Here is a 17,704-nt window from a genome sequence, read left to right on the forward strand (position 1 = left end):
CAAGAGCGAGCGGGCACGGGGTCTAGTGGTAGCAGGCAATGGGGCCGTTGGGGCCCTGGATCACCTGGATGGGGGTGTTGAAGATATCGGTGAGCAGGTCATCTTGCATAATCTCTGCAACGGTTCCAAAGCGGGCTAGTTTGCCGTCCTTGATAGCGCAGATGTAGTCGGCGTAGCGGGCGGCGAAATTGATGTCGTGCAGCACCACAATGATGGTGCGGCCCAGGGTGCGGGCGGCGTTGTGCAGGTGCTGCATCATCTGCACGGAGTGGGAGATATCGAGGTTATTGAGAGGCTCATCAAGAAGCACATAGTCGGTTTCCTGGCAGAGCACCATGGCTACGTAGGCCCGCTGCCGCTGGCCGCCCGAGAGTTCATCGAGGTAGCGGTTTTCGAGGGTGGTGAGGTTAAGGAAGTCGATGTAGCGGGAGATGATCTCTTCGTCTTCAGCGGTGAGTCGGCCCCCGGTGTAGGGGAAGCGCCCGAAGCCCACCAGCTGGCGCACGGTGAGTTTGGTGACGAAGTGGTTTTCCTGCCGCAGAATCGAGACGACTTTGGCCAGGTCTTTGGACTTGGTGGTGGCCACATTCAGGCCACCGATTTCGATGGTGCCTGCGTCAATATCGAGTAGACGGCCCACCATGGTGAGCAGGGTGGACTTGCCGGCACCGTTAGGGCCGACCAGGGCGGTGATTCCGCCTGCGGGCAGCTGAACGTCGACCGGGCCGATGTTGGTTTCACCGGAGTAGCTTTTAGCGACCTGGTGGAGGGTGATCATAGTTTGCCCTTTCGAAGAATCACGATCAGGAAGGTGAGGCCACCGATGAGCTCGATGATGATGCCAACTACTCCCTGGGCTGAGAAGATGTGGTTCATGATGAAGTAGGAGACCGCCAGAATGGCAAAGGAGAGCACGGTTGCCATGGGGAAGAGGTAGCGGTGGTCGTAGGTGTCGGCGAACTGGTAGGTGAGGGTCGCTACCAAGAAGCCGAGGAAGGTCAGCGGGCCGACCAGGGCGGTGGAGACCGCCATCATGATAGCGACGATCACCAGCACGATAATGGATTCGCGGCGGTGGTTGATTCCCAGGTTGGTAGCCGCGGGTGCGCCCAGGGAGAGGGCGTTGAGGGTGCGGGACTTTGCGTAGAGCACCGCGACGCTCAGGACGACTAGTGGCAGGGCTACCGGGTAGTAGGCGGGGTCGGCGTTGTTGACCGAGGCAAAGAGGCGGGCGGTCAGAATATCGAACTCGCTGGGGGTCAGCATACGCTGCATGAAGGTTGAGACTGACCCCAGTCCCCCACCCAGTACCACACCGACCAGGAGCATGACGTGCATGTTGGCCCGTTTGCCGGTCAGCAGCCAGGAGTAGAGCAAGAGACTCAGGGCCACCATCATGACCAGCTGGAAAATAAAGGTGTCGAGGGTGCGGGCAGCAATCAGCCCGGCGGCCCCGGCGAAATAGATGGTTGCTGTATGAATCGCGGCGTAGAGGGCCTGAAAGCCCAGGATACCGGGGGTGATGATGCGGTTGTTGGTCACCGTCTGAAAAGCCACCGTTGCTACAGCCTGGCAGACAGCGGCTACAGCCATCGCGATCAGGGCGTTGGAGCGGCGCTCAGCAATGAGCCACCACTTGGGGGTGCCGGTCTCAAAGGGGTTGGCGTAGGCCAAGAGCCCAAAGGCTGCCAGCGCAGCTGCAGCGGTGAGCGCTGCCAGGAGCACCCAGTAGGTGCGGGCAGCAGCCGGGGTCTTGAAGGCCCCAGCGCTACGGGAGGTGCCTGCCCTGCGGGAGGCGGGGCGGGCGTCCGCACCGGCGCTCATCACGGGCAGGGCGGACGCACCAACCCGGCTTTCTTTACTTGCCTGCTGATACACGGGGCCGCCCCTTCACAATCAGACCAATAAAAACAAGAGCACCCACGATACCCAGAATCACCGACACCGGGATTTCGAAGGGGGCGATAATAGTGCGCCCAATCAGGTCGCAGATAGTCACGACCCCGATACCGGTCAGGGCAACCCAGGGTAGGTTGGAGCGCAAATCATCACCGCGGAACATACTGACGATGTTGGGAACAATCAGCCCCAAGAAGGGCAGGGACCCGACCACCACGGTCACTACACCGGTGGCGATAGCAATCAGGGCGGTGCCTACCAGCATAATCTGGGCGTAGTTGAGCCCTACGTTCGTGGCGAATTCCTGGCCCAGACCGGCGACGGTCAGGCGGTCGGCGTACCAGAAAATGACGGCGACCACCAGGAGCACCAGCCAGAGCACCTCGTACTGCCCCTTAATCACAGACGTAAAGCTGCCCGCGAACCACACACCAAGGTTCTGTAGCAGGTTGGTCTGGAGGGCAAAGAAGGTGGTGAAGGCCGAAACAACGGCACCCAGCATCATGCCCACGATGGGAACAATCAAGGATGATCTGAGTGAAACCCTGCGCAGGAAGAGGAAGAAGACCATCGACCCGATAAAAGCAAAGACGATTGCCGCCGTCATCTGCTGCAAGAGGTTTGCTGCCGGGAAGAAATAGAGCATAAAGAGCAGGCCCAAGCTTGCCCATTCGGTGGTACCGGTGGTGGTGGGTTCCACAAACTTGTTCTGGGTCAGCATCTGCATCACCAGCCCGCACATGGCCATGGCTGCCCCGGCCAGCACCAGGGCAACGGTTCGAGGTATTCGGGTGATGGCGAACATGGCAGCGCCGTCAGCCTTGTTCAAGATGTCGTACTCCCCCGTGAACAAGGAGAGCACGAGCAGGGCAACAATTCCCAGGCTGGCTAGCAGGAATTTGCCGCTGACCAGGGAGTTCCTGGTGCGGCTAACTCGGGTGGTTTCGGTGGTCGTCATAAAAGCCCTCAAGGAGTCACCCCGCCGCGAGGGCAGGATGACTCCTTTTTCATCGGTTATAGGGTCTCAGCCGGTGCCTTACTTGGCGGCTTCGAACTTATCGGCAAGATCGTTAAGGATCTCGGTGTAGGTGATAATGGATTCATTGGTGTAGGTATCAGCCGGAGCGTAAGCAATCTGGTTCTTGGTGATTGCGGTGACGTTGGCCAGGGCTGAGCTACCGGCGATGACGTCTGCGGCAGCGGGTGAACCTTCATCGGTGCTGGTGCCAGCATCGCGGTCAAGAACCAGCAGCCAGTCGGGGTTGGCTTCTGCGATAGCTTCAACCGAGATATCGTCACCCTGGTGGTTGTCAGAGGAGCCTTCAACTTCGAGGGCGGGCTTGAGACCCAGCATGTCGAAGACGGGGCCGTAGGTGCGGCCGATGGAGGGGGCAATGTAGCCGATTTCGCCGCCGGAGACGTTGACGGCCATAACGGTGGATTCGCCGTCGTAGGCGGCCTTAGCGCGGGCTAGAGCGGCGTCGAAGTCTGCGATGAGCTGGTCGGCTTCAGCCTGCTTGCCGAAGACCTCGCCCAGTACGGTGACCTGGCGCTTGAGCTCTTCGTCAAGGGGCTGGCCGTCGCGGGGTTCAAGCTCGAGAATGGCGGCCTGGGGGTTCAGTTCCTTGATGGCGTCGTAGTGCTGGGAGAAGCGCTGACCGTTGACGATCAGGTCGGGCTCTTCAGCAGCGAGCAGTTCAAGGTTAGGCTCGCGGTGGGTTCCGATATCGGTAATGGAGGAGTCGTTCTTGTAGGTCTCGACGGTTGCAGGAATCAGGGTGATGGGGGCTGCCACCAGGTCGACACCCCAGGACTCGAGAACCTCAAAGGTGCGGTTATCGGTTGCGGCGACCTTCTGAGGGGGAACGGTCACGGTGACCTCACCGTAGTTATCGGTGACGGTAACGGTGCCAGCTGACTGGCTGGCAGAAGCTGAGGTGGACGCGCTGGATTCGGAGGATGCGTCGGTGGTGCCCGCGCCACAGGCGGTGAGCGCCAGTGCTACAACGGAGGTGGCTGCGAGCAGGGAGATACGGTTGGCCTTCACGGGTTTTCCTATATCTGTTCGTGGTGTGTACTTGGTCAGCCTCAACATCTTGTAAGGCTTGACTTACCTAAGATTAGTTAGCCCCACCTTACTTATCAACCCAGAAACCCCTATTACGAAATATTTTTTTAACTTATTTGCTGTATTTGACTTCTAGCCACCCAGGTCGTCCTCTTTTAGGCAGCGGACGCCGGCGCCCACGTCCGCCTTTTCCCACGAGTTTTCCCAGCAGGCAGCACAAAGCCCCCACAAGAACCCATTCAGGGCCTTGCGGGGGCTTGAGCTAGAAAAGTTTTAGAGCCTCAAGAGGCAAAAACTTATTCGGCGTCTGCGGTCTCACCCAGGAAGGAGGAGAGGTCAACGGCCTTGCCGTCGGCATCCTTAACCTCAGCCTGAGCCAGAACAGCTGCCAGAGCCTTTGAGCGGCGAACCTCGCCAACAATCATGCCGGACTGGCCTGAGCCGTCGAGCATCTGAGCGAACTGGTTGGGGTCCATGCCGTACTGCTGGCTCATGGTGATGATGTAGTCGATGAGCTCAGCCTGCTCGACAGAAACTTCTTCCTTCTCAGCAATAGCGTCGAGGATGATTTCGTTCTTGAAAGCACGCTCGGTGTTCTCGCGAACCTCTGCGCGGTGCTCTTCGGTGTCGTGGTCATCGTCCTGGCCGGGGGTGTTGAAGTGCTGAGCCAGCTGGTCTTCAATAACCTTCTCGGGAACGGGGATTTCAACCAGTTCAACCAGAGCGTCAAGAACCTTGTCGCGGGCTTCTGCACCCTGCTCGGCAACCTTGGAATCAGCAGCCTGCTTCTTCAGGTCTTCCTTCAGTTCAGCGATGGTGTCGAACTCTGAAGCCAGCTGAGCGAAGTCGTCGTCAGCCTCGGGCAGCTCGCGCTCCTTCACAGCGGTGACCTCAACCTTAACGGTTGCTTCTTCACCTGCGTGCTCGCCACCGGCAAGCTTGGTGACGAAGGTGGCGTCCTCGCCAGCGGAGAGACCGAGAACAGCCTCGTCCAGACCGTCCAGCATGGTGCCGGAGCCAACCTGGTAGGACAGGTCGTTAGCGGCGTCAACCTCTTCGCCGTCAATCTCAGCGGCGATGTTGATGGTCAGGAAGTCCTCGTCAGCTGCGGGGCGGTCAACAGCCTTCAGGGTGCCGAAGCGGCCGCGCAGGGCATCGAGAGCCTTCTGCTCGTCTTCTTCGGTAACCTCTACGCTTGCAACCTCAACCTTGATACCTGAGTAGTCAGGCAGTTCAATCTCGGGGCGGACGGTGACCTCGATGGTCAGCTTCACGTCAGCTTCGCGGTTGCCCTCTTCAGGCTTAGAAACGATGTCAAGCTCGGGCTGAGCCAGGGGGGTCAGCTCGTTCTCAACCAGGGCCTGCTGGTAGAAGTTGTTCAGAGCATCGTTCAGAGCGTTCTCAACAACAAAGTCAAAGCCTGCACGCTGATCGATGAGAGCCTTAGGGGTCTTACCCTTACGGAAACCGGGAACCGAAATCTGGTTAGCCAGTGACTTGTAGGTACGGTCAAGGTAGGTCTTGAACTCAGCGAAGGGAACCTCGACCTCAATCTTTGCGAGGGTCGGGTTGATCTTCTCGACGGCAGTCTTCACGTCCGTTGATCTCCTGATAACTTGATTGGAACCGCCACCCGGAAAAGAGTGGGGCTAGATATAACGTTCTATAGAAAAACCCGCCGTTTCCGGCGGGTCGTTCTATTTCACGTCGGGGTGACAGGATTCGAACCTGCGATCTCCTGCTCCCAAAGCAGGCGCGTTAGCCAAGCTACGCCACACCCCGATTTGCACGGAAGGCACCACCCAGTTTAGCGGTTCAACCGCCCAAAACCTAACTCGCACCCCGATTACGCCCAGGGCGTGTTGAGAAACGCCAGCGCCACCCTGATTTGACAAGGCCCCGTTCGACCAGGTTTACTGGAACACGTCCACAACGCTGGGCACCCCATTCGGGGATGTAGCTTAATGGTAAAGCCTCAGTCTTCCAAACTGATTACGCGGGTTCGATTCCCGTCATCCCCTCTCACGCGGCTGTAGCTCAATGGTAGAGCGCACGCTTCCCAAGCCTGATACGCGGGTTCGATTCCCGTCAGCCGCTCGCTATCGCTCGGCACTGGCGGAAGTCATCTGCAGCGCATACTCGCTTCACGGCCACTCTTCGGAGCGGCCGTTTTTGCTTCCCTAGAAAAACCGGCGAGAAACAGGAGCAGGCGCATCCAACAGCTCCACTAGGTCGCGCACCTTCACGCTCCCCCTCGCCACCTTCTGACCGCGGCGATGCCGGTTCACCCAGGCAGCCTGCAAACCCGCCCGAGCCGGGGCGGCGACGTCCGCAATATAGTTATCGCCCACATGCACGGCAAAAGCCGGGTCCACCTCTAACTGGGCACAAACAAACCGGAAAATATAGGGGTCGGGCTTGCTCATACCCACCCGCTCCGAAGAAAACAGGGGCATATCGTGCAAGCCGATAGCATCGAGCTTCTTCTGCTCAGTCAGCTGAGAACCGTTAGAGATCACCGCCACCTGCAGGTGCCCAAACCGGTGGCCGAGCTCCTCAAAAAACCGATCAACCTCAGCAAAAGGAGCCCAAGCCTTACGGGTTTCCTCCTGTAGGGTCGCCAAAAACTTCTGAGCCCGGTCAGCACTCTGTTGCTCCCCCGTCATCAGGTGCAAGAGACTCGACGTGCGGAACAGGCGATTTTCGTCAAAAACCTGCTCACCGGCTAAATAGCGCTGAAAATCCTCGCGCTGAATATCGGCCCAGGCCTGGAAGTAGCTCTGGGTGTCGTCGATTTCTCCCTCAAAACCGAACTCCCGAACAGCCCGATTAAAACCCACCGCGGTTGCTGTATCACTATCGAGCAGGGTGCCATCTAGGTCGAAGAGCACCAGGTTGGCCTGCCCCAGCAAGTATCCGGTATCGCGCATAGTAGCCCTTCGATGTCATGATGGCGTTTAACTCTTCACCAGCATATACGTTGGCCCCTATCATTAGAGGGACACCCCACCGTCAAAGGAGACAGTATGCGCCCCCGCCCCCTTCAAGCGGCCCTTCCCCTCGCTGCAGCGCTTGCCCTGGTTGCCTGTAGCTCTTCCTCAACCGAACAGACCCAGGCCGACGCCATGGCGTCCGCCCCCGTCACAAGCCACAGTGCCACCGCCAGCGCTACCCCCTCCCCCACAGCATCCAGCCCCGCGGCTTCTGCCAGCGCTGAGGTTTCAGAGACAGCAGCCGCAGCATCTTCAAGCTCACCCGAAACAGTCACCCAGACCACCGCTGCACCGGTATCTTCAGCCGCTGAGGCACCTGCTTCCCAGCCTGCAGCCCCTGCGCCCACCGAAACCCCGGTACAGGCCATCAACCCGCCGGTTAACAGCGGGGCGACCACCCTCATCACCGACCTCGCCCCCTACCAGACCAGCATCGACGGGGTAACCCCCGCCGGCGACGGCAAGGTCTACTTCCAAACAGCGGACGGCGCGGGTTGCGTCATGAGCACAGAGCAGGTGAGCTGCTACCGAGCAGGCTCCCAGGGGCGCATCGGCTACGGCGTGATGTGGCTTAACCCCGGCACGGTACCCCACCAGGACTTCCTCCAGGGCAGCACCCCCGGCTTCGCCCCCTTCTCCTTCGGCACCCAACTACCTGCCAACCACACGATTACGGTCGGTGAGTTTAGCTGTACCGCAACGCCAGACGGCGCCGCCCGCTGCGATAACGGTGTGCACTGGTTTGCGCTGAGCAACTCCATCAAGGACTTCAGCGGGTAAATAACTCACAGATCGGCTACTTCCCTAACCTTTGAATCGGCTGCTCTTCCCCTAGGATTGGAATAGACACCCGCACCTTTCAACCACGAGATTGACTCCCCATGGCTTTAGCACCCCTATCTGCTCGATTCATTCCGGTGAGCGCCCTGCTTGCTACCGGCGTCCTAGCTCTTGCAGGCTGCGGGAGCAGCCAGACCACCGCTACCCCCGCTGAAACTGACGCTAGCACCGCAAGCAGTGCGACCACTGCCCCGTCCGAAAGTAGCACCCCCAGCCCCACCGCTGAGCCAACAACAGAAACTGCCAGCGCAGAACCTTCTGCGGTTGAGACCGCTGCGCAGTCCCCTAGCGCCACGGCCCTGACTCCCCCGGTCAACGACGGTTTTACCATCGACCCGGTTTCTCTAGTGACCACCGATCTCGTCACGGGAACCCCGGTGGCTGACGTAGCAGCTTATAGTTTTGCAGCTGCCGACCAGCCCTCTGTCGTCTTCCAGACCCCAGACCCCCAGGTAGCCTGCCTGATGCAGACCTACGGTGTATTTTGCATGACCGATGACTCAAAGAACTGGGTCTTGCAATCGGTATCAATGGGGCCCGGTGATACCCAGCCCCGCACGGTGCAGGCCCGCGGGCGGGCTGCCACACACGACTGGTTCAAGACCAACACGGTACTGCCCGAGGGGCAGTCCATCAGCTGGATGGGCATGACCTGCACGACCACTGGCCCAGCGAGTGTACAGTGCAACGACGGTACTACCGGTTTTAACCTCTCTGACCTGACAGACCGCTAAAACATAGGAACAAAGTAGGGCCCCGGCGATACACCCGGGGCCCTACTTTTCTCATCTGAGCCTACAGCTAGGCTGGTTACCTAGTGCTGGCAGCCCGGGCACCAGTAGAGCTTACGACCGGCAACTTCTTCCATCGCAATAGTTGCCCCGCAGCGGGGGCATGCCTGGCCCTGGCGGTGGTACACGTAGTTAGCGTAATCCGGCCAGGCCTCGGTTTCCGGGATGCCGGGCCTGTCGGCGGGCTCAGTGGTGATGATGCGACCTACGCGCACGCCGATTTCCAGTAGGTGCTTGTTATCGTTCCAGAGGGCTTCAAGCTGCTGGCGGCTGCATTCTTTAGCCGGGGTAAAGGGGTCCGTGCCGGTGCGGTAGAGGGATTCTGCGCGGAAAATATTTCCTACCCCCGAGATGGCCTTCTGGTCCATAAGAACCACACCGATTGGCCGACTGCTCTTGGCCGCCGCAGCGTAGAAGGCAGCCGGGTCGGCGTCCTGGTTGAGGGGGTCGGGGCCCAGTTTTGCGCGTACTTCCTCCACTTCCTCGGGAGTGAGGGTTCGGCAGATGGTGGGGCCCACCAGGTCTGCCCAGCCGTGCTCTGAAACCAGGCGGACGCGGGTGGTCGGCCGGGGTGCAGGAGGTTCAGCTGAGAGTTCGGCACGGTGGTCCTCTTGCTCACCAATTTTACGGGGAGCACCAATCGAGGAGGCCCCCGTAAAGTGCTCATCTCCACCGAAGGTGAAGGCACCGTAGATTCCCAGGTGGACGTTGAGATAGAGCTCGTTGGAGAAACGGGCGAAGAGATGCTTACCGTGGGCGAAAGCCGAGTCGAAGGTATGGCCGTCGAGCAGGGCGGCGCCGTCCGCAAATCTTCCCTGGGGGCTGGTGACCGCCAGCTGGGCACCGGCAAAAACGTCGGTGAGCTGGCGGGCCAGGCGGTGGATTGAGTGCCCTTCTGGCATTAGTTCTCGTAGCTGTCGATCTGCTTACCGGAGATGGCGCCGGTCTGCTCGTATTCGGCCATCTGACCGATGCGGCGGGCGTGGCGCTCTTCGTTGGTCCACTCGGTGGTGAGGAAGACCTTGATGATCTCCAGGGCTTCTTCCTTGGTGTGCTGGCGTCCGCCCACTGCAACGACCTGGGCGTTGTTGTGTTCGCGGGCCAGGGCTGCGGTGTCGTGGTTCCAGGCCAGAGCTGCCCGGATGCCTTCAACCTTGTTAGCGGCCATCTGCTCACCGTTGCCGGAGCCACCCAGCACAATGCCCAGGGAGTCTAGGCCCGCTGCGCGGTCTGCGCGGACGGCGAGCGCCGCGTTGATGCAGAAGCTGGGGTAGTCGTCGAGGGCGTCGTATTCAGCGGGTCCGTGGTCGACCATTTCGTAGCCGGCCTCGGTGAGTGCTTCGATGAGGTAGTGGCTAAGTTCTAGGCCTGCGTGGTCGGTTGCGATGTGTACACGCACGGTGTCTCCTTTGGTCGTGGTGGGTGGGGGCCGGTTGACCGCACTGAAATTTAGTTATGTGAATCACTGGCAAGCACATAGAATTGGGAAGGTATGTGCTGTGTATTGCCCTATATACGATTGTAGGTCACGTGCAGCTCCCCTGTGGCTTGTTTTCTGTGGTTTGCAGATGGGCTGGCCTCTAACTTCAGATTTGATTGACAAGGATTCCTCATGCCTGGAATGAATTTGACCCGTGCCGAAGCTGAGAAGAGAGCGTCAGTTATTCAGCGTGTACATTCGTACACGGTTGAGCTTGATCTAACGCGCGGTGAGCGGGTCTTTGGTTCTCGTACCGTGGTGCGCTTTGATGCTGTTGCGGGGAGTGAAACCTTTATCGACGCTATTACCGATACGGTGCACAGTATTGAGCTCAATGGTGAGCTGGTTCCTGTTGAGAATGCCGATGGTGTGCGCATTGCCCTGCCGGCGTTGGCTGAGAGCAATGAGCTGGTAATTGATGCCGATATGCTCTACACCAATACCGGTGAGGGTTTGCACCGCTTTGTGGACCCGGTGGACGGCGAGGTTTACCTCTACTCGCAGTTTGAGGTTCCTGATTCCCGCCGTGTGTACCCGGTTTTTGAGCAGCCCGATTTGAAGGCTGAATTTGAGTTTATTGTGACGGCCCCTGCCCACTGGGTTGTGGTGTCGAACCAGCCTGAAACGTCGGTCGAGGACGTCGAGGACGTCGAGGGCGGCAAGGTCTGGCATTTCAAGCCGACCCCGCGTATCTCGTCCTACATCACCGCGATTATTGCTGGCCCCTACGCCAGCGTCCATTCTTCCCTCACCAACAGCGAGGGCCGCGAGGTGAAGCTGGGTTGCTACGCCCGTCGGTCCTTGATGGAATATCTGGATGCCGATGAGGTCTTCCATATCACCCGCCAGGGCTTTGAGTTCTTTGAAGAGCAGTTCTCAACCCCCTACCCCTTTGAGAAGTACGACCAGCTCTTTGTGCCCGAGTTCAATGCCGGTGCTATGGAGAACGCCGGTGCGGTGACCTTCTTGGAGAACTACATCTTCCGTTCTAAGGTAACCGAGGCAATTGTTGAGCGCCGTGCTATCACCATTTTGCACGAGTTGGCTCACATGTGGTTCGGCGATTTGGTCACCATGAAGTGGTGGAACGACCTGTGGCTGAACGAGTCTTTTGCTGAGTTCATGTCGACCCTGGCCGCTGCCGAGAACACCCGGTTTGCCCCCGAGGCCTGGGCTACCTTCTCTGCCTCAGAAAAGACCTGGGCCTATAACCAGGACCAGCTCTCATCCACCCACCCCATCGTTGCCCCGATTCGCGACCTTCAGGATGTTCAGGTCAACTTTGACGGCATCACCTACGCTAAGGGCGCTTCCGTGCTGCGCCAGCTGGTGGCCTGGGTGGGCCAGGAGAACTTCATGGCAGCTCTCAAGGTCTACTTCGACAAGCACGCCTACGGCAACACCGTGCTCGATGACCTACTCGATGAGCTTGAGGCAACCAGCGGACGCGACGTGCGCGCCTGGTCTAAGCTCTGGCTGGAGACCGCCGGGGTCAACACCCTCACTACCGAGGTCGAAGAGGCAGAGGATGGCACCATTACCCGCCTGGCCCTACGCCAGACCTATGCTGAGGGCTTTGAGACCCTGCGCCCCCACCGTCTGGTCATTGGTTTCTACAATCTCGACGGTGAGGTGCTCACCCGCACCGACCGCCTAGAAATCGATGTGGATGGCGAGGTTACCGAGGTTCCCCTGGCCGTTGGCGCCAAGCGCCCCGATTTGATTCTGGTGAACGACGAAGATTTGGCTTACGCCAAGATTCGCCTCGATGAGCGCTCCCGCGCCACCGCCGTTGCCCACCTGGGTGCCATTGACTCATCTGTTGCCCGTGGCGTGGTCTGGGGTTCGCTCTGGGATACCGTGCGCGATGCCGAAATGCCCGCCCGCCAGTTTGTTGAACTGGTTCTGGGTAATATCGGGGCAGAGACTAACTCCACCGCCGTCCGCACCCAGCTTCTCAACCTCGAGAACACCCTGCGCGCCTACCTGAACCCCGACCACGCCAAGACTGTGCGAGCTGAGGCAGCGGACCGTATCTGGGCCCTTGCCCAGGCAGCAGAAGCTGGCTCTGATAACCAGTTCCAGCTGGTAGGCACCTTCGCCCGTCTGGCCCATACCTCAGACCAGCTGGATGCTGTGGCAGCCCTACTTGATGGCTCTACCGTTCTGGAAGGTTTGGAGATCGATACCGACCTGCGCTGGAACCTGCTAGGCTCCCTGGCTGCGGGCGGACGCATCACCGCAGCTGAGATCGATGCAGCCCTGGCTGAGGACAACACCTCCAACGGCCAGCAGGCAGCTGCTACCGCCAAGGCTGCTATCCCCACCGCTGAAGCAAAGGCAGAGACCTGGCGCGCTGTGGTTGAAACCGGCGAGCTGTCTAACATTGTGCAGCGCTCCGCCATTCTCGGTTTCTACCGCGGTGCCCCGGAGTTCTCCGAGCCCTACATTGACCGCTACTTTGAGGCCATTGAGGGGGTCTGGCGCGAGCGCTCCCACGAAATCTCAAGCCAGATTATCGGCGGGCTCTTCCCCCGTTTTTACACTCAGGAGGTCCTGGACAAGGCCGAGGCCTACCTGGCTGACCTGCCCGAGGATGCCGCGGCTCTCAAGCGTCAGGTAGCAGAAGGACGCGACTCCCTGGCTCGCGCGCTGAAGGTTCAGGCCGCAGACCGCTAGGTTCTAGGCCATGAGGTAACTGCAGACGATAAGGGGCGGGAGTAGACTGGTGGGTATGAACTTACCCAACCCAGCCTTCCGCCCCTTATCTGCGCCCGGCGAGGCCAGCGTCCAGACCTCACCCGCGACCGAAGCGGTCGATGAGCGTTCTTTCTACTACCAGGTAGGCGGGCGACCGGTTTTTGAGAAGCTCTGCCGCGAGTTCTACTCCCGTGTAGCAGCTGACCCAGAATTTCGTGCCATGTACCCCGAGGAAGACCTGGGGCCGGCAGAGCGTCGGCTCTTTATGTTCTTGGAGCAGTACTGGGGCGGGCCCAAGACCTACCAGGCAGAGCGCGGCCACCCGCGTCTGCGCATGCGCCACAACCCCTTCTATATCGGCCCCAAAGAACGCGATACCTGGCTGAAGTACATGCGGGAGGCCATGGACACCCTAGAGCTAGCTCCCCTGCACGACGCCGAAATGTGGGCCTACTTTGACCGTGCAGCCCACGCCATGCAGAACCGGGCCCAGTAGCTAAGTTTTAGACTGAGGCAGCCGAGTAAACCAGTACATGCCCTGCCCGGGCCGAGATACGGGCCCAGCGTCCGCTGGCAAAAACGGGCATAGGTTCGGTAGCCCGCGGAGGCAGGAACCCGAGTACCTCAAGGCCAAAAGCAGCCCCGGTGGGTAGGCTCACCGCCGTATCGGGGGCCTGCAGGGGTGAAGACCAGATACGGGAGCGGACGGTTGCCACCACCGCGTGCCCCGGGTTAGCGGGCAAGGCCCCGTCTACCGCGGCAATACCTTCCTGGGCCGCTGCCCGGGCATGGTCAGAGAGATAAAACCCTTTCTTCTCCCAGCCGCTGCGCGGAGCGGTACGCCCGGCCCAGGGGGCGGTCACGGTAACCGGCGGAAGGGCCAGGGCCAGCCCGGCCTCTTCAATACGGGCAAGCCGATCAAGAAGAGCCGACGCTTCAACCGTGAGATCAACCTCGGCAGGCTGGGCCAGCTTGATAGCGCGCAGACCGATGATAGTTGGGGTTGAATCAAGTAAGGTCTCAGGCGCAAGCACACACACCGAAATCCCCAACACATCGCCGTTAGCCTGCAAACGAACGGCAGCCTGAGGATCCACTGAACGGGCCCGAGTCAGATAGGTCGCCATATCACGGGCGGTCCTTGCATCGGGTAGGTAAATATAATCGGTGTAGTCAGATAGCTTTGGCTCGGTCATCTCACAGGCTTCCGGAAATCAAAGGGACGGGGTCTATTCTCATACCACCCTATCGCAGATGATGAGCTGCATTCCCGGTGAGATGAGAAATAGGGGCTACCTGTGAGAGAGTGGAACTATGAGTCACGAAACCCTAGAAAGCCTCTCCCCCACCCAAAAATTACTGGCCATGCTCAACCTAGCCCCAGGTGGCGCGTCCGCCCACGAGCATGTCTTTAGTGCCCTGACCCTCACCAAAGAATCCCCGCGTATCTTCGGCGGGCAGGTACTTGCCCAGGCGATTATGGCAGCTGCCCACACAGTAGAGGGAAAAACCCTGCATTCCCTGCACGGCTACTTCCTGAGGCCCGGTGATGTAGAGGACGATCTTTCCTACGGGGCAGAAGCGCTCAACGATGCTAGATCGTTTTCGACGCGCAGGGTTCAGGCCTACCAGGGTGGGCAACCTATCTTTTCGTGTATCACCTCGTTTCAGGTACCTGCACAGGGCCCCGACCATAGTTCTGCCATGCCGGAGAATATTCCTGATCCGGAGAGCCTTCCCACAGCTGCTGACCTCCTGGGCCACCTGCAGGTCCCCATCGCGCAGAAGGTCGCCTACTCCCGCCCCTTCGATGTTCGACACGTTACCGCTCCACTCTATGTGACTCCCGGCGAAGAGAAGCAGCCGACCAATATGGTCTGGTTCAAAACCTTTGAAGCCTTACCCGATGACCCTGTGCTGCACCAGGCAGCGCTAGCCTATGCCTCGGACTACACCCAGCTTGAGCCGGTACTACGGCAGCACGGTAAAACCTGGCTTGAACCCGGTATGAAGGTAGCCTCACTTGACCACGCGATGTGGTTCCACCGCCCCGCCCGTGCCGATAACTGGCTGCTGCTGGTACAGGAAGCCCCCAGCGCCCAGGACGCCCGAGGTCTCTCTGTAGGCAAGATTTTCACCCGTGACGGTGTGCATGTAGCTACCGTGACCCAAGAAGCCATGATCAGGCTCCCCGAGTACCGCGACCAGTAATTCAAGAGATACAGCAAAAATCCCTCCCACCGGTGAAGGTGGGAGGGATTTTTAGCTCAATTACCTTGTGAGCTTGCGGTGATGGAGCATGATTTTCCGAGCGCGCGAGGAACCAAAAATCATGCGGAATCGTTCACCGCTTCCGCACTGATTGAGTTGGGTTTATCGCGTCAGCTTGCGGTGAACGACGCGGTGCGGCTTCGCAGCTTCGGGGCCGAGACGCTCAATCTTGTTCTTCTCGTAGGACTCGAAGTTACCCTCGAACCAGTACCAGTTGTCGGGCTGTTCGTCGGTGCCTTCCCAGGCCAGGATGTGGGTGGCTACTCTGTCGAGGAACCAGCGGTCGTGGGAGACCACGACGGCACAGCCGGGGAATTCCAGCAGGGCATTTTCGAGGGAGGTGAGGGTTTCGACGTCCAGGTCGTTGGTAGGTTCGTCGAGCAGCAGCAGGTTGCCGCCCTGCTTGAGGGTCAGGGCCAGGTTGAGGCGGTTGCGCTCACCACCGGAGAGCACACCTGCCTTCTTCTGCTGGTCGGGTCCCTTGAAGCCGAAGGCTGAGACGTAGGCGCGTGAGGGCATTTCTACCTGGCCTACCTGGATGTAATCCAGGCCGTCTGAGACAACCTCCCACAGCGACTTTTCGGGGTCGATGTTGGCGCGGTTCTGGTCAACGTATGAAATTTTGACGGTTTCACCGATCTTCAGGTTGCCGCCGTCGAGGGGTTCAAGGCCGACGATGGTCTTGAAGAGGGTTGACTTACCTACACCGTTGGGGCCGATGACGCCGACGATGCCGTTACGGGGCAGGGAGAAGGAGAGACCGTTGATGAGGGAGCGGCCGTCGAAGCCCTTCTGCAGGTTTTCTGCTTCGATGACGACGTTACCCAGGCGGGGCCCCGGGGGAATCTGGATTTCTTCGAAGTCTAGCTTGCGGGTCTTTTCAGCCTCTGCAGCCATCTCTTCGTAGCGGGCCAGACGTGCCTTTGACTTAGCCTGACGGCCCTTGGTGTTGGAGCGAACCCACTCGAGTTCTTCTTCCAGGCGCTTAGCGAGCTTGGCGTCCTTCTTACCCTGAACTTCAAGGCGGGCGCGCTTCTTGTCCAGGTAAGTGGAGTAGTTGCCCTCGTAGGGGTAGAGGTTACCGCGGTCTACTTCTGCGATCCATTCTGCAACGTGATCGAGGAAGTAACGGTCGTGGGTAATGGCGATTACTGCGCCCTCGTAGGACTGCAGGTGCTGTTCCAGCCAGAGGACGGATTCTGCGTCCAGGTGGTTGGTGGGCTCGTCGAGTAGAAGCAGGTCGGGCTTCTGGAGCAGGAGCTTGCAGAGCGCTACGCGGCGGCGTTCACCACCGGAGAGGTGGGTAACGGGTGAGTCGCCGGGAGGGCAGCGCAGGGCGTCCATAGCCTGTTCCAGCTGGGAGTCAATGTCCCAAGCGTTAGCGGCGTCGATAGCTTCCTGCAGCTTGCCCATTTCTTCCATGAGCGCGTCGAAGTCAGCATCGGGGTTGGCCATCTCTTCTGAGATTTCGTTGTAGCGAACAATCTTTTCGTAGATTTCGCCGACGCCTTCCTGGACGTTACCCAGGACGGTTTTTTCTTCGTTCAGCGGGGGCTCCTGCATGAGGATGCCCACGGTGTAGCCTTCTGAGAGTCGTGCTTCGCCGTTGGAGGGGGTATCGAGACCCGCCATGATTTTCAGAATGGTTGACTTACCGGCACCGTTGGGGCCGACCATACCGATTTTTGCACCGGGGAAGAACGACATGGATACGTCGTTAAGGATGACTTTGTCGCCTACAGTTTTGCGGGCTTTGGTCATGGTGTAGATAAATTCTGCCATGCATTTAAGCCTACCGGTTGATGTCAAGCTGTTGGGGGTTTAGGGCAGGGCATCTGCCAAGAATCTTGGTGTGAGTTTGCCCTGCCCCGCCCTCTAGCTGGTCAGAGCCTCAACAGCCTCATCGTCTGCTGCCTTATCGGTGAGCCCCTGGTCAGAAACTTGATGGCCATTTTCGGAAGAATGGCTGTACTGGGGTTCTTCTTCCACAGCCGGTAGAGAGCTATAGCCGTGGTTGAGTTTTTGTTCCCCGGCTACTTGTTCGTTGAACTTACGGTCGGTCTCATCGACATCCGGTTTCCGATCGGTGACACGGGCAAAATTTGCAAGACCGTAGTTGAGGTCGTGGCCAATGCTGGTGGCGTCTACTTCGATGCTGGTGCCGGGTGAGCCGTCTGCCCGTTCAAACTGTTTGACGCGCAGGCGTCCGGTAACCAGCACCGGGTGCCCTACTTGCAAGCTCCGGGCGCTGTTATACGCCAGGGCTCTAAAGGAGTTGACGGTGTACCAGTTGGTTGTGCCTTCTTTCCAGGTGCCGCTGGTGGCATCGAACCAGCGGGGTGTGGAGGCAATACGGAAATTTGTTACCGGGATATTGCTGTTGGGTAGGAACTTTTGGGTGGGCGCCGTTGCGATAAAGCCTCGGATGGTGACGGTGTCGGTCATGACTCCTCCTTGAGTTGTGGGTGAACCGGGTGTCTCAAGGGTTACACCAGCAAAGGTCTAAGAGCCAGAAAAATGATGCCTGTGGATAACGAATATGCTGCTACCGCACGGTAAAGGGCAGAAAATTGGTGAAGCTGTGACGCGGGCAAGAGCTTTCATGACAGATTTTGTTCACACCCCTGGTGCACGGCTGCCCTACCCCTCTAGGCTCATACCA

The 17,704-nt window shown here is 59.2% G+C and carries 16 protein-coding genes and 3 tRNA genes; 7 read left to right on the forward strand and 12 right to left on the reverse strand.

Features of this window, described 5'->3' with window-relative positions; genetic code table 11:
* Window positions 1–22 precede the first annotated feature (22 nt).
* From L7A20_RS10710 to L7A20_RS10735, 6 genes are all read right to left on the reverse strand, one after another.
* Window positions 23–778: an ABC transporter ATP-binding protein gene (locus tag L7A20_RS10710; RefSeq protein ID WP_237186140.1), complete on the reverse strand. Its 756-nt coding sequence runs from the start codon at window positions 776–778 to the stop codon at window positions 23–25.
* Window positions 775–1,878 (reverse strand): iron chelate uptake ABC transporter family permease subunit, encoded by a 1,104-nt coding sequence (locus tag L7A20_RS10715; RefSeq protein WP_237194023.1) that lies wholly within the window; start codon window positions 1,876–1,878, stop codon window positions 775–777. The genes L7A20_RS10710 and L7A20_RS10715 overlap by 4 nt, the downstream gene beginning before the upstream one ends.
* Complete coding sequence (locus L7A20_RS10720) at window positions 1,859–2,857, reverse strand: ABC transporter permease (protein WP_237186138.1); 999 nt, start codon at window positions 2,855–2,857, stop codon at window positions 1,859–1,861. The genes L7A20_RS10715 and L7A20_RS10720 overlap by 20 nt, the downstream gene beginning before the upstream one ends.
* A 78-nt stretch (window positions 2,858–2,935) precedes the next feature.
* Window positions 2,936–3,946, reverse strand: coding sequence for a siderophore ABC transporter substrate-binding protein (locus L7A20_RS10725; RefSeq protein WP_237223520.1), 1,011 nt, complete (start codon window positions 3,944–3,946; stop codon window positions 2,936–2,938).
* Between the two features lie 317 nt (window positions 3,947–4,263).
* Window positions 4,264–5,562, reverse strand: coding sequence for a trigger factor (gene tig / locus L7A20_RS10730; protein WP_237211796.1), 1,299 nt, complete (start codon window positions 5,560–5,562; stop codon window positions 4,264–4,266).
* 112 nt (window positions 5,563–5,674) lie between these two features.
* Window positions 5,675–5,749: transfer RNA gene (locus tag L7A20_RS10735), tRNA-Pro, on the reverse strand.
* Between the two features lie 168 nt (window positions 5,750–5,917).
* Here L7A20_RS10735 and L7A20_RS10740 point away from each other — a divergent pair.
* Window positions 5,918–5,988 (forward strand) — tRNA-Gly (locus L7A20_RS10740).
* Between the two features lie 5 nt (window positions 5,989–5,993).
* Window positions 5,994–6,064, forward strand: a tRNA-Gly gene (locus tag L7A20_RS10745).
* Window positions 6,065–6,147: 83 nt separating this feature from the next.
* Here the strand turns inward: L7A20_RS10745 and L7A20_RS10750 are convergent.
* Window positions 6,148–6,897 (reverse strand): HAD family hydrolase, encoded by a 750-nt coding sequence (locus L7A20_RS10750; protein ID WP_237223521.1) that lies wholly within the window; start codon window positions 6,895–6,897, stop codon window positions 6,148–6,150.
* A gap of 96 nt (window positions 6,898–6,993) precedes the next feature.
* Here L7A20_RS10750 and L7A20_RS10755 point away from each other — a divergent pair, with 96 nt between their 5' ends.
* Window positions 6,994–7,740, forward strand: a complete 747-nt coding sequence (locus tag L7A20_RS10755) for a hypothetical protein (RefSeq protein WP_237223522.1) — start codon at window positions 6,994–6,996, stop codon at window positions 7,738–7,740.
* Window positions 7,741–7,841: 101 nt separating this feature from the next.
* Window positions 7,842–8,534, forward strand: a complete 693-nt coding sequence (locus L7A20_RS10760; RefSeq protein ID WP_237223523.1) for a hypothetical protein — start codon at window positions 7,842–7,844, stop codon at window positions 8,532–8,534.
* A gap of 80 nt (window positions 8,535–8,614) precedes the next feature.
* On the opposite strand, the gene L7A20_RS10765 is transcribed toward L7A20_RS10760, so the two are convergent.
* A complete protein-coding gene (locus L7A20_RS10765; RefSeq protein WP_237223524.1) occupies window positions 8,615–9,493 on the reverse strand; it encodes an Fpg/Nei family DNA glycosylase in 879 nt (292 codons plus the stop codon).
* Complete coding sequence (locus L7A20_RS10770; protein ID WP_237223525.1) at window positions 9,493–9,990, reverse strand: ribose-5-phosphate isomerase; 498 nt, start codon at window positions 9,988–9,990, stop codon at window positions 9,493–9,495. Before L7A20_RS10770 ends, L7A20_RS10765 begins: the two co-directional genes overlap by 1 nt.
* A gap of 213 nt (window positions 9,991–10,203) precedes the next feature.
* Between L7A20_RS10770 and pepN the strand changes: the two genes are divergently transcribed.
* Both pepN and L7A20_RS10780 read left to right on the forward strand, forming a co-directional pair.
* Window positions 10,204–12,750 (forward strand): aminopeptidase N, encoded by a 2,547-nt coding sequence (pepN, locus tag L7A20_RS10775; protein ID WP_237223526.1) that lies wholly within the window; start codon window positions 10,204–10,206, stop codon window positions 12,748–12,750.
* Between the two features lie 55 nt (window positions 12,751–12,805).
* Entirely contained in the window at window positions 12,806–13,267 is a 462-nt protein-coding gene (locus L7A20_RS10780) for a globin (RefSeq protein ID WP_237194046.1), read from the forward strand.
* A gap of 7 nt (window positions 13,268–13,274) precedes the next feature.
* On the opposite strand, the gene L7A20_RS10785 is transcribed toward L7A20_RS10780, so the two are convergent.
* Window positions 13,275–13,967, reverse strand: a complete 693-nt coding sequence (locus tag L7A20_RS10785; RefSeq protein ID WP_237223527.1) for a transcriptional regulator — start codon at window positions 13,965–13,967, stop codon at window positions 13,275–13,277.
* A gap of 118 nt (window positions 13,968–14,085) precedes the next feature.
* On the opposite strand from L7A20_RS10785, the gene L7A20_RS10790 reads away from it, so the two are divergent.
* Entirely contained in the window at window positions 14,086–14,982 is an 897-nt protein-coding gene (locus L7A20_RS10790) for an acyl-CoA thioesterase (protein ID WP_237223528.1), read from the forward strand.
* Between the two features lie 162 nt (window positions 14,983–15,144).
* On the opposite strand, the gene ettA is transcribed toward L7A20_RS10790, so the two are convergent.
* Together ettA and L7A20_RS10800 are read right to left on the reverse strand one after the other, a co-directional pair.
* On the reverse strand, window positions 15,145–16,824 hold the full coding sequence (ettA, locus tag L7A20_RS10795) for an energy-dependent translational throttle protein EttA (RefSeq protein WP_185174575.1): 1,680 nt from the start codon (window positions 16,822–16,824) through the stop codon (window positions 15,145–15,147).
* Window positions 16,825–16,917: 93 nt separating this feature from the next.
* Window positions 16,918–17,487, reverse strand: a complete 570-nt coding sequence (locus L7A20_RS10800; protein ID WP_237223529.1) for a single-stranded DNA-binding protein — start codon at window positions 17,485–17,487, stop codon at window positions 16,918–16,920.
* Window positions 17,488–17,704: the final 217 nt, after the last annotated feature.

It is taken from the genome of Rothia nasimurium (genome assembly GCF_928381415.1).
Lineage (GTDB): Bacteria > Actinomycetota > Actinomycetes > Actinomycetales > Micrococcaceae > Rothia > Rothia nasimurium_H.

Coding starts and splice junctions, on each gene's coding strand:
- L7A20_RS10710 (WP_237186140.1), bottom strand. CDS start 778: ATGATCACCCTCCACCAGGTCGCTAAAAGCTACTCCGGTGAAACCAAC.
- L7A20_RS10720 (WP_237186138.1), bottom strand. CDS start 2,857: ATGACGACCACCGAAACCACCCGAGTTAGCCGCACCAGGAACTCCCTG.
- L7A20_RS10750 (WP_237223521.1), bottom strand. CDS start 6,897: ATGCGCGATACCGGATACTTGCTGGGGCAGGCCAACCTGGTGCTCTTC.
- L7A20_RS10755 (WP_237223522.1), top strand. CDS start 6,994: ATGCGCCCCCGCCCCCTTCAAGCGGCCCTTCCCCTCGCTGCAGCGCTT.
- L7A20_RS10760 (WP_237223523.1), top strand. CDS start 7,842: ATGGCTTTAGCACCCCTATCTGCTCGATTCATTCCGGTGAGCGCCCTG.
- L7A20_RS10765 (WP_237223524.1), bottom strand. CDS start 9,493: ATGCCAGAAGGGCACTCAATCCACCGCCTGGCCCGCCAGCTCACCGAC.
- pepN (WP_237223526.1), top strand. CDS start 10,204: ATGCCTGGAATGAATTTGACCCGTGCCGAAGCTGAGAAGAGAGCGTCA.
- L7A20_RS10780 (WP_237194046.1), top strand. CDS start 12,806: ATGAACTTACCCAACCCAGCCTTCCGCCCCTTATCTGCGCCCGGCGAG.
- L7A20_RS10785 (WP_237223527.1), bottom strand. CDS start 13,967: ATGACCGAGCCAAAGCTATCTGACTACACCGATTATATTTACCTACCC.
- L7A20_RS10790 (WP_237223528.1), top strand. CDS start 14,086: ATGAGTCACGAAACCCTAGAAAGCCTCTCCCCCACCCAAAAATTACTG.
- ettA (WP_185174575.1), bottom strand. CDS start 16,824: ATGGCAGAATTTATCTACACCATGACCAAAGCCCGCAAAACTGTAGGC.
- L7A20_RS10800 (WP_237223529.1), bottom strand. CDS start 17,487: ATGACCGACACCGTCACCATCCGAGGCTTTATCGCAACGGCGCCCACC.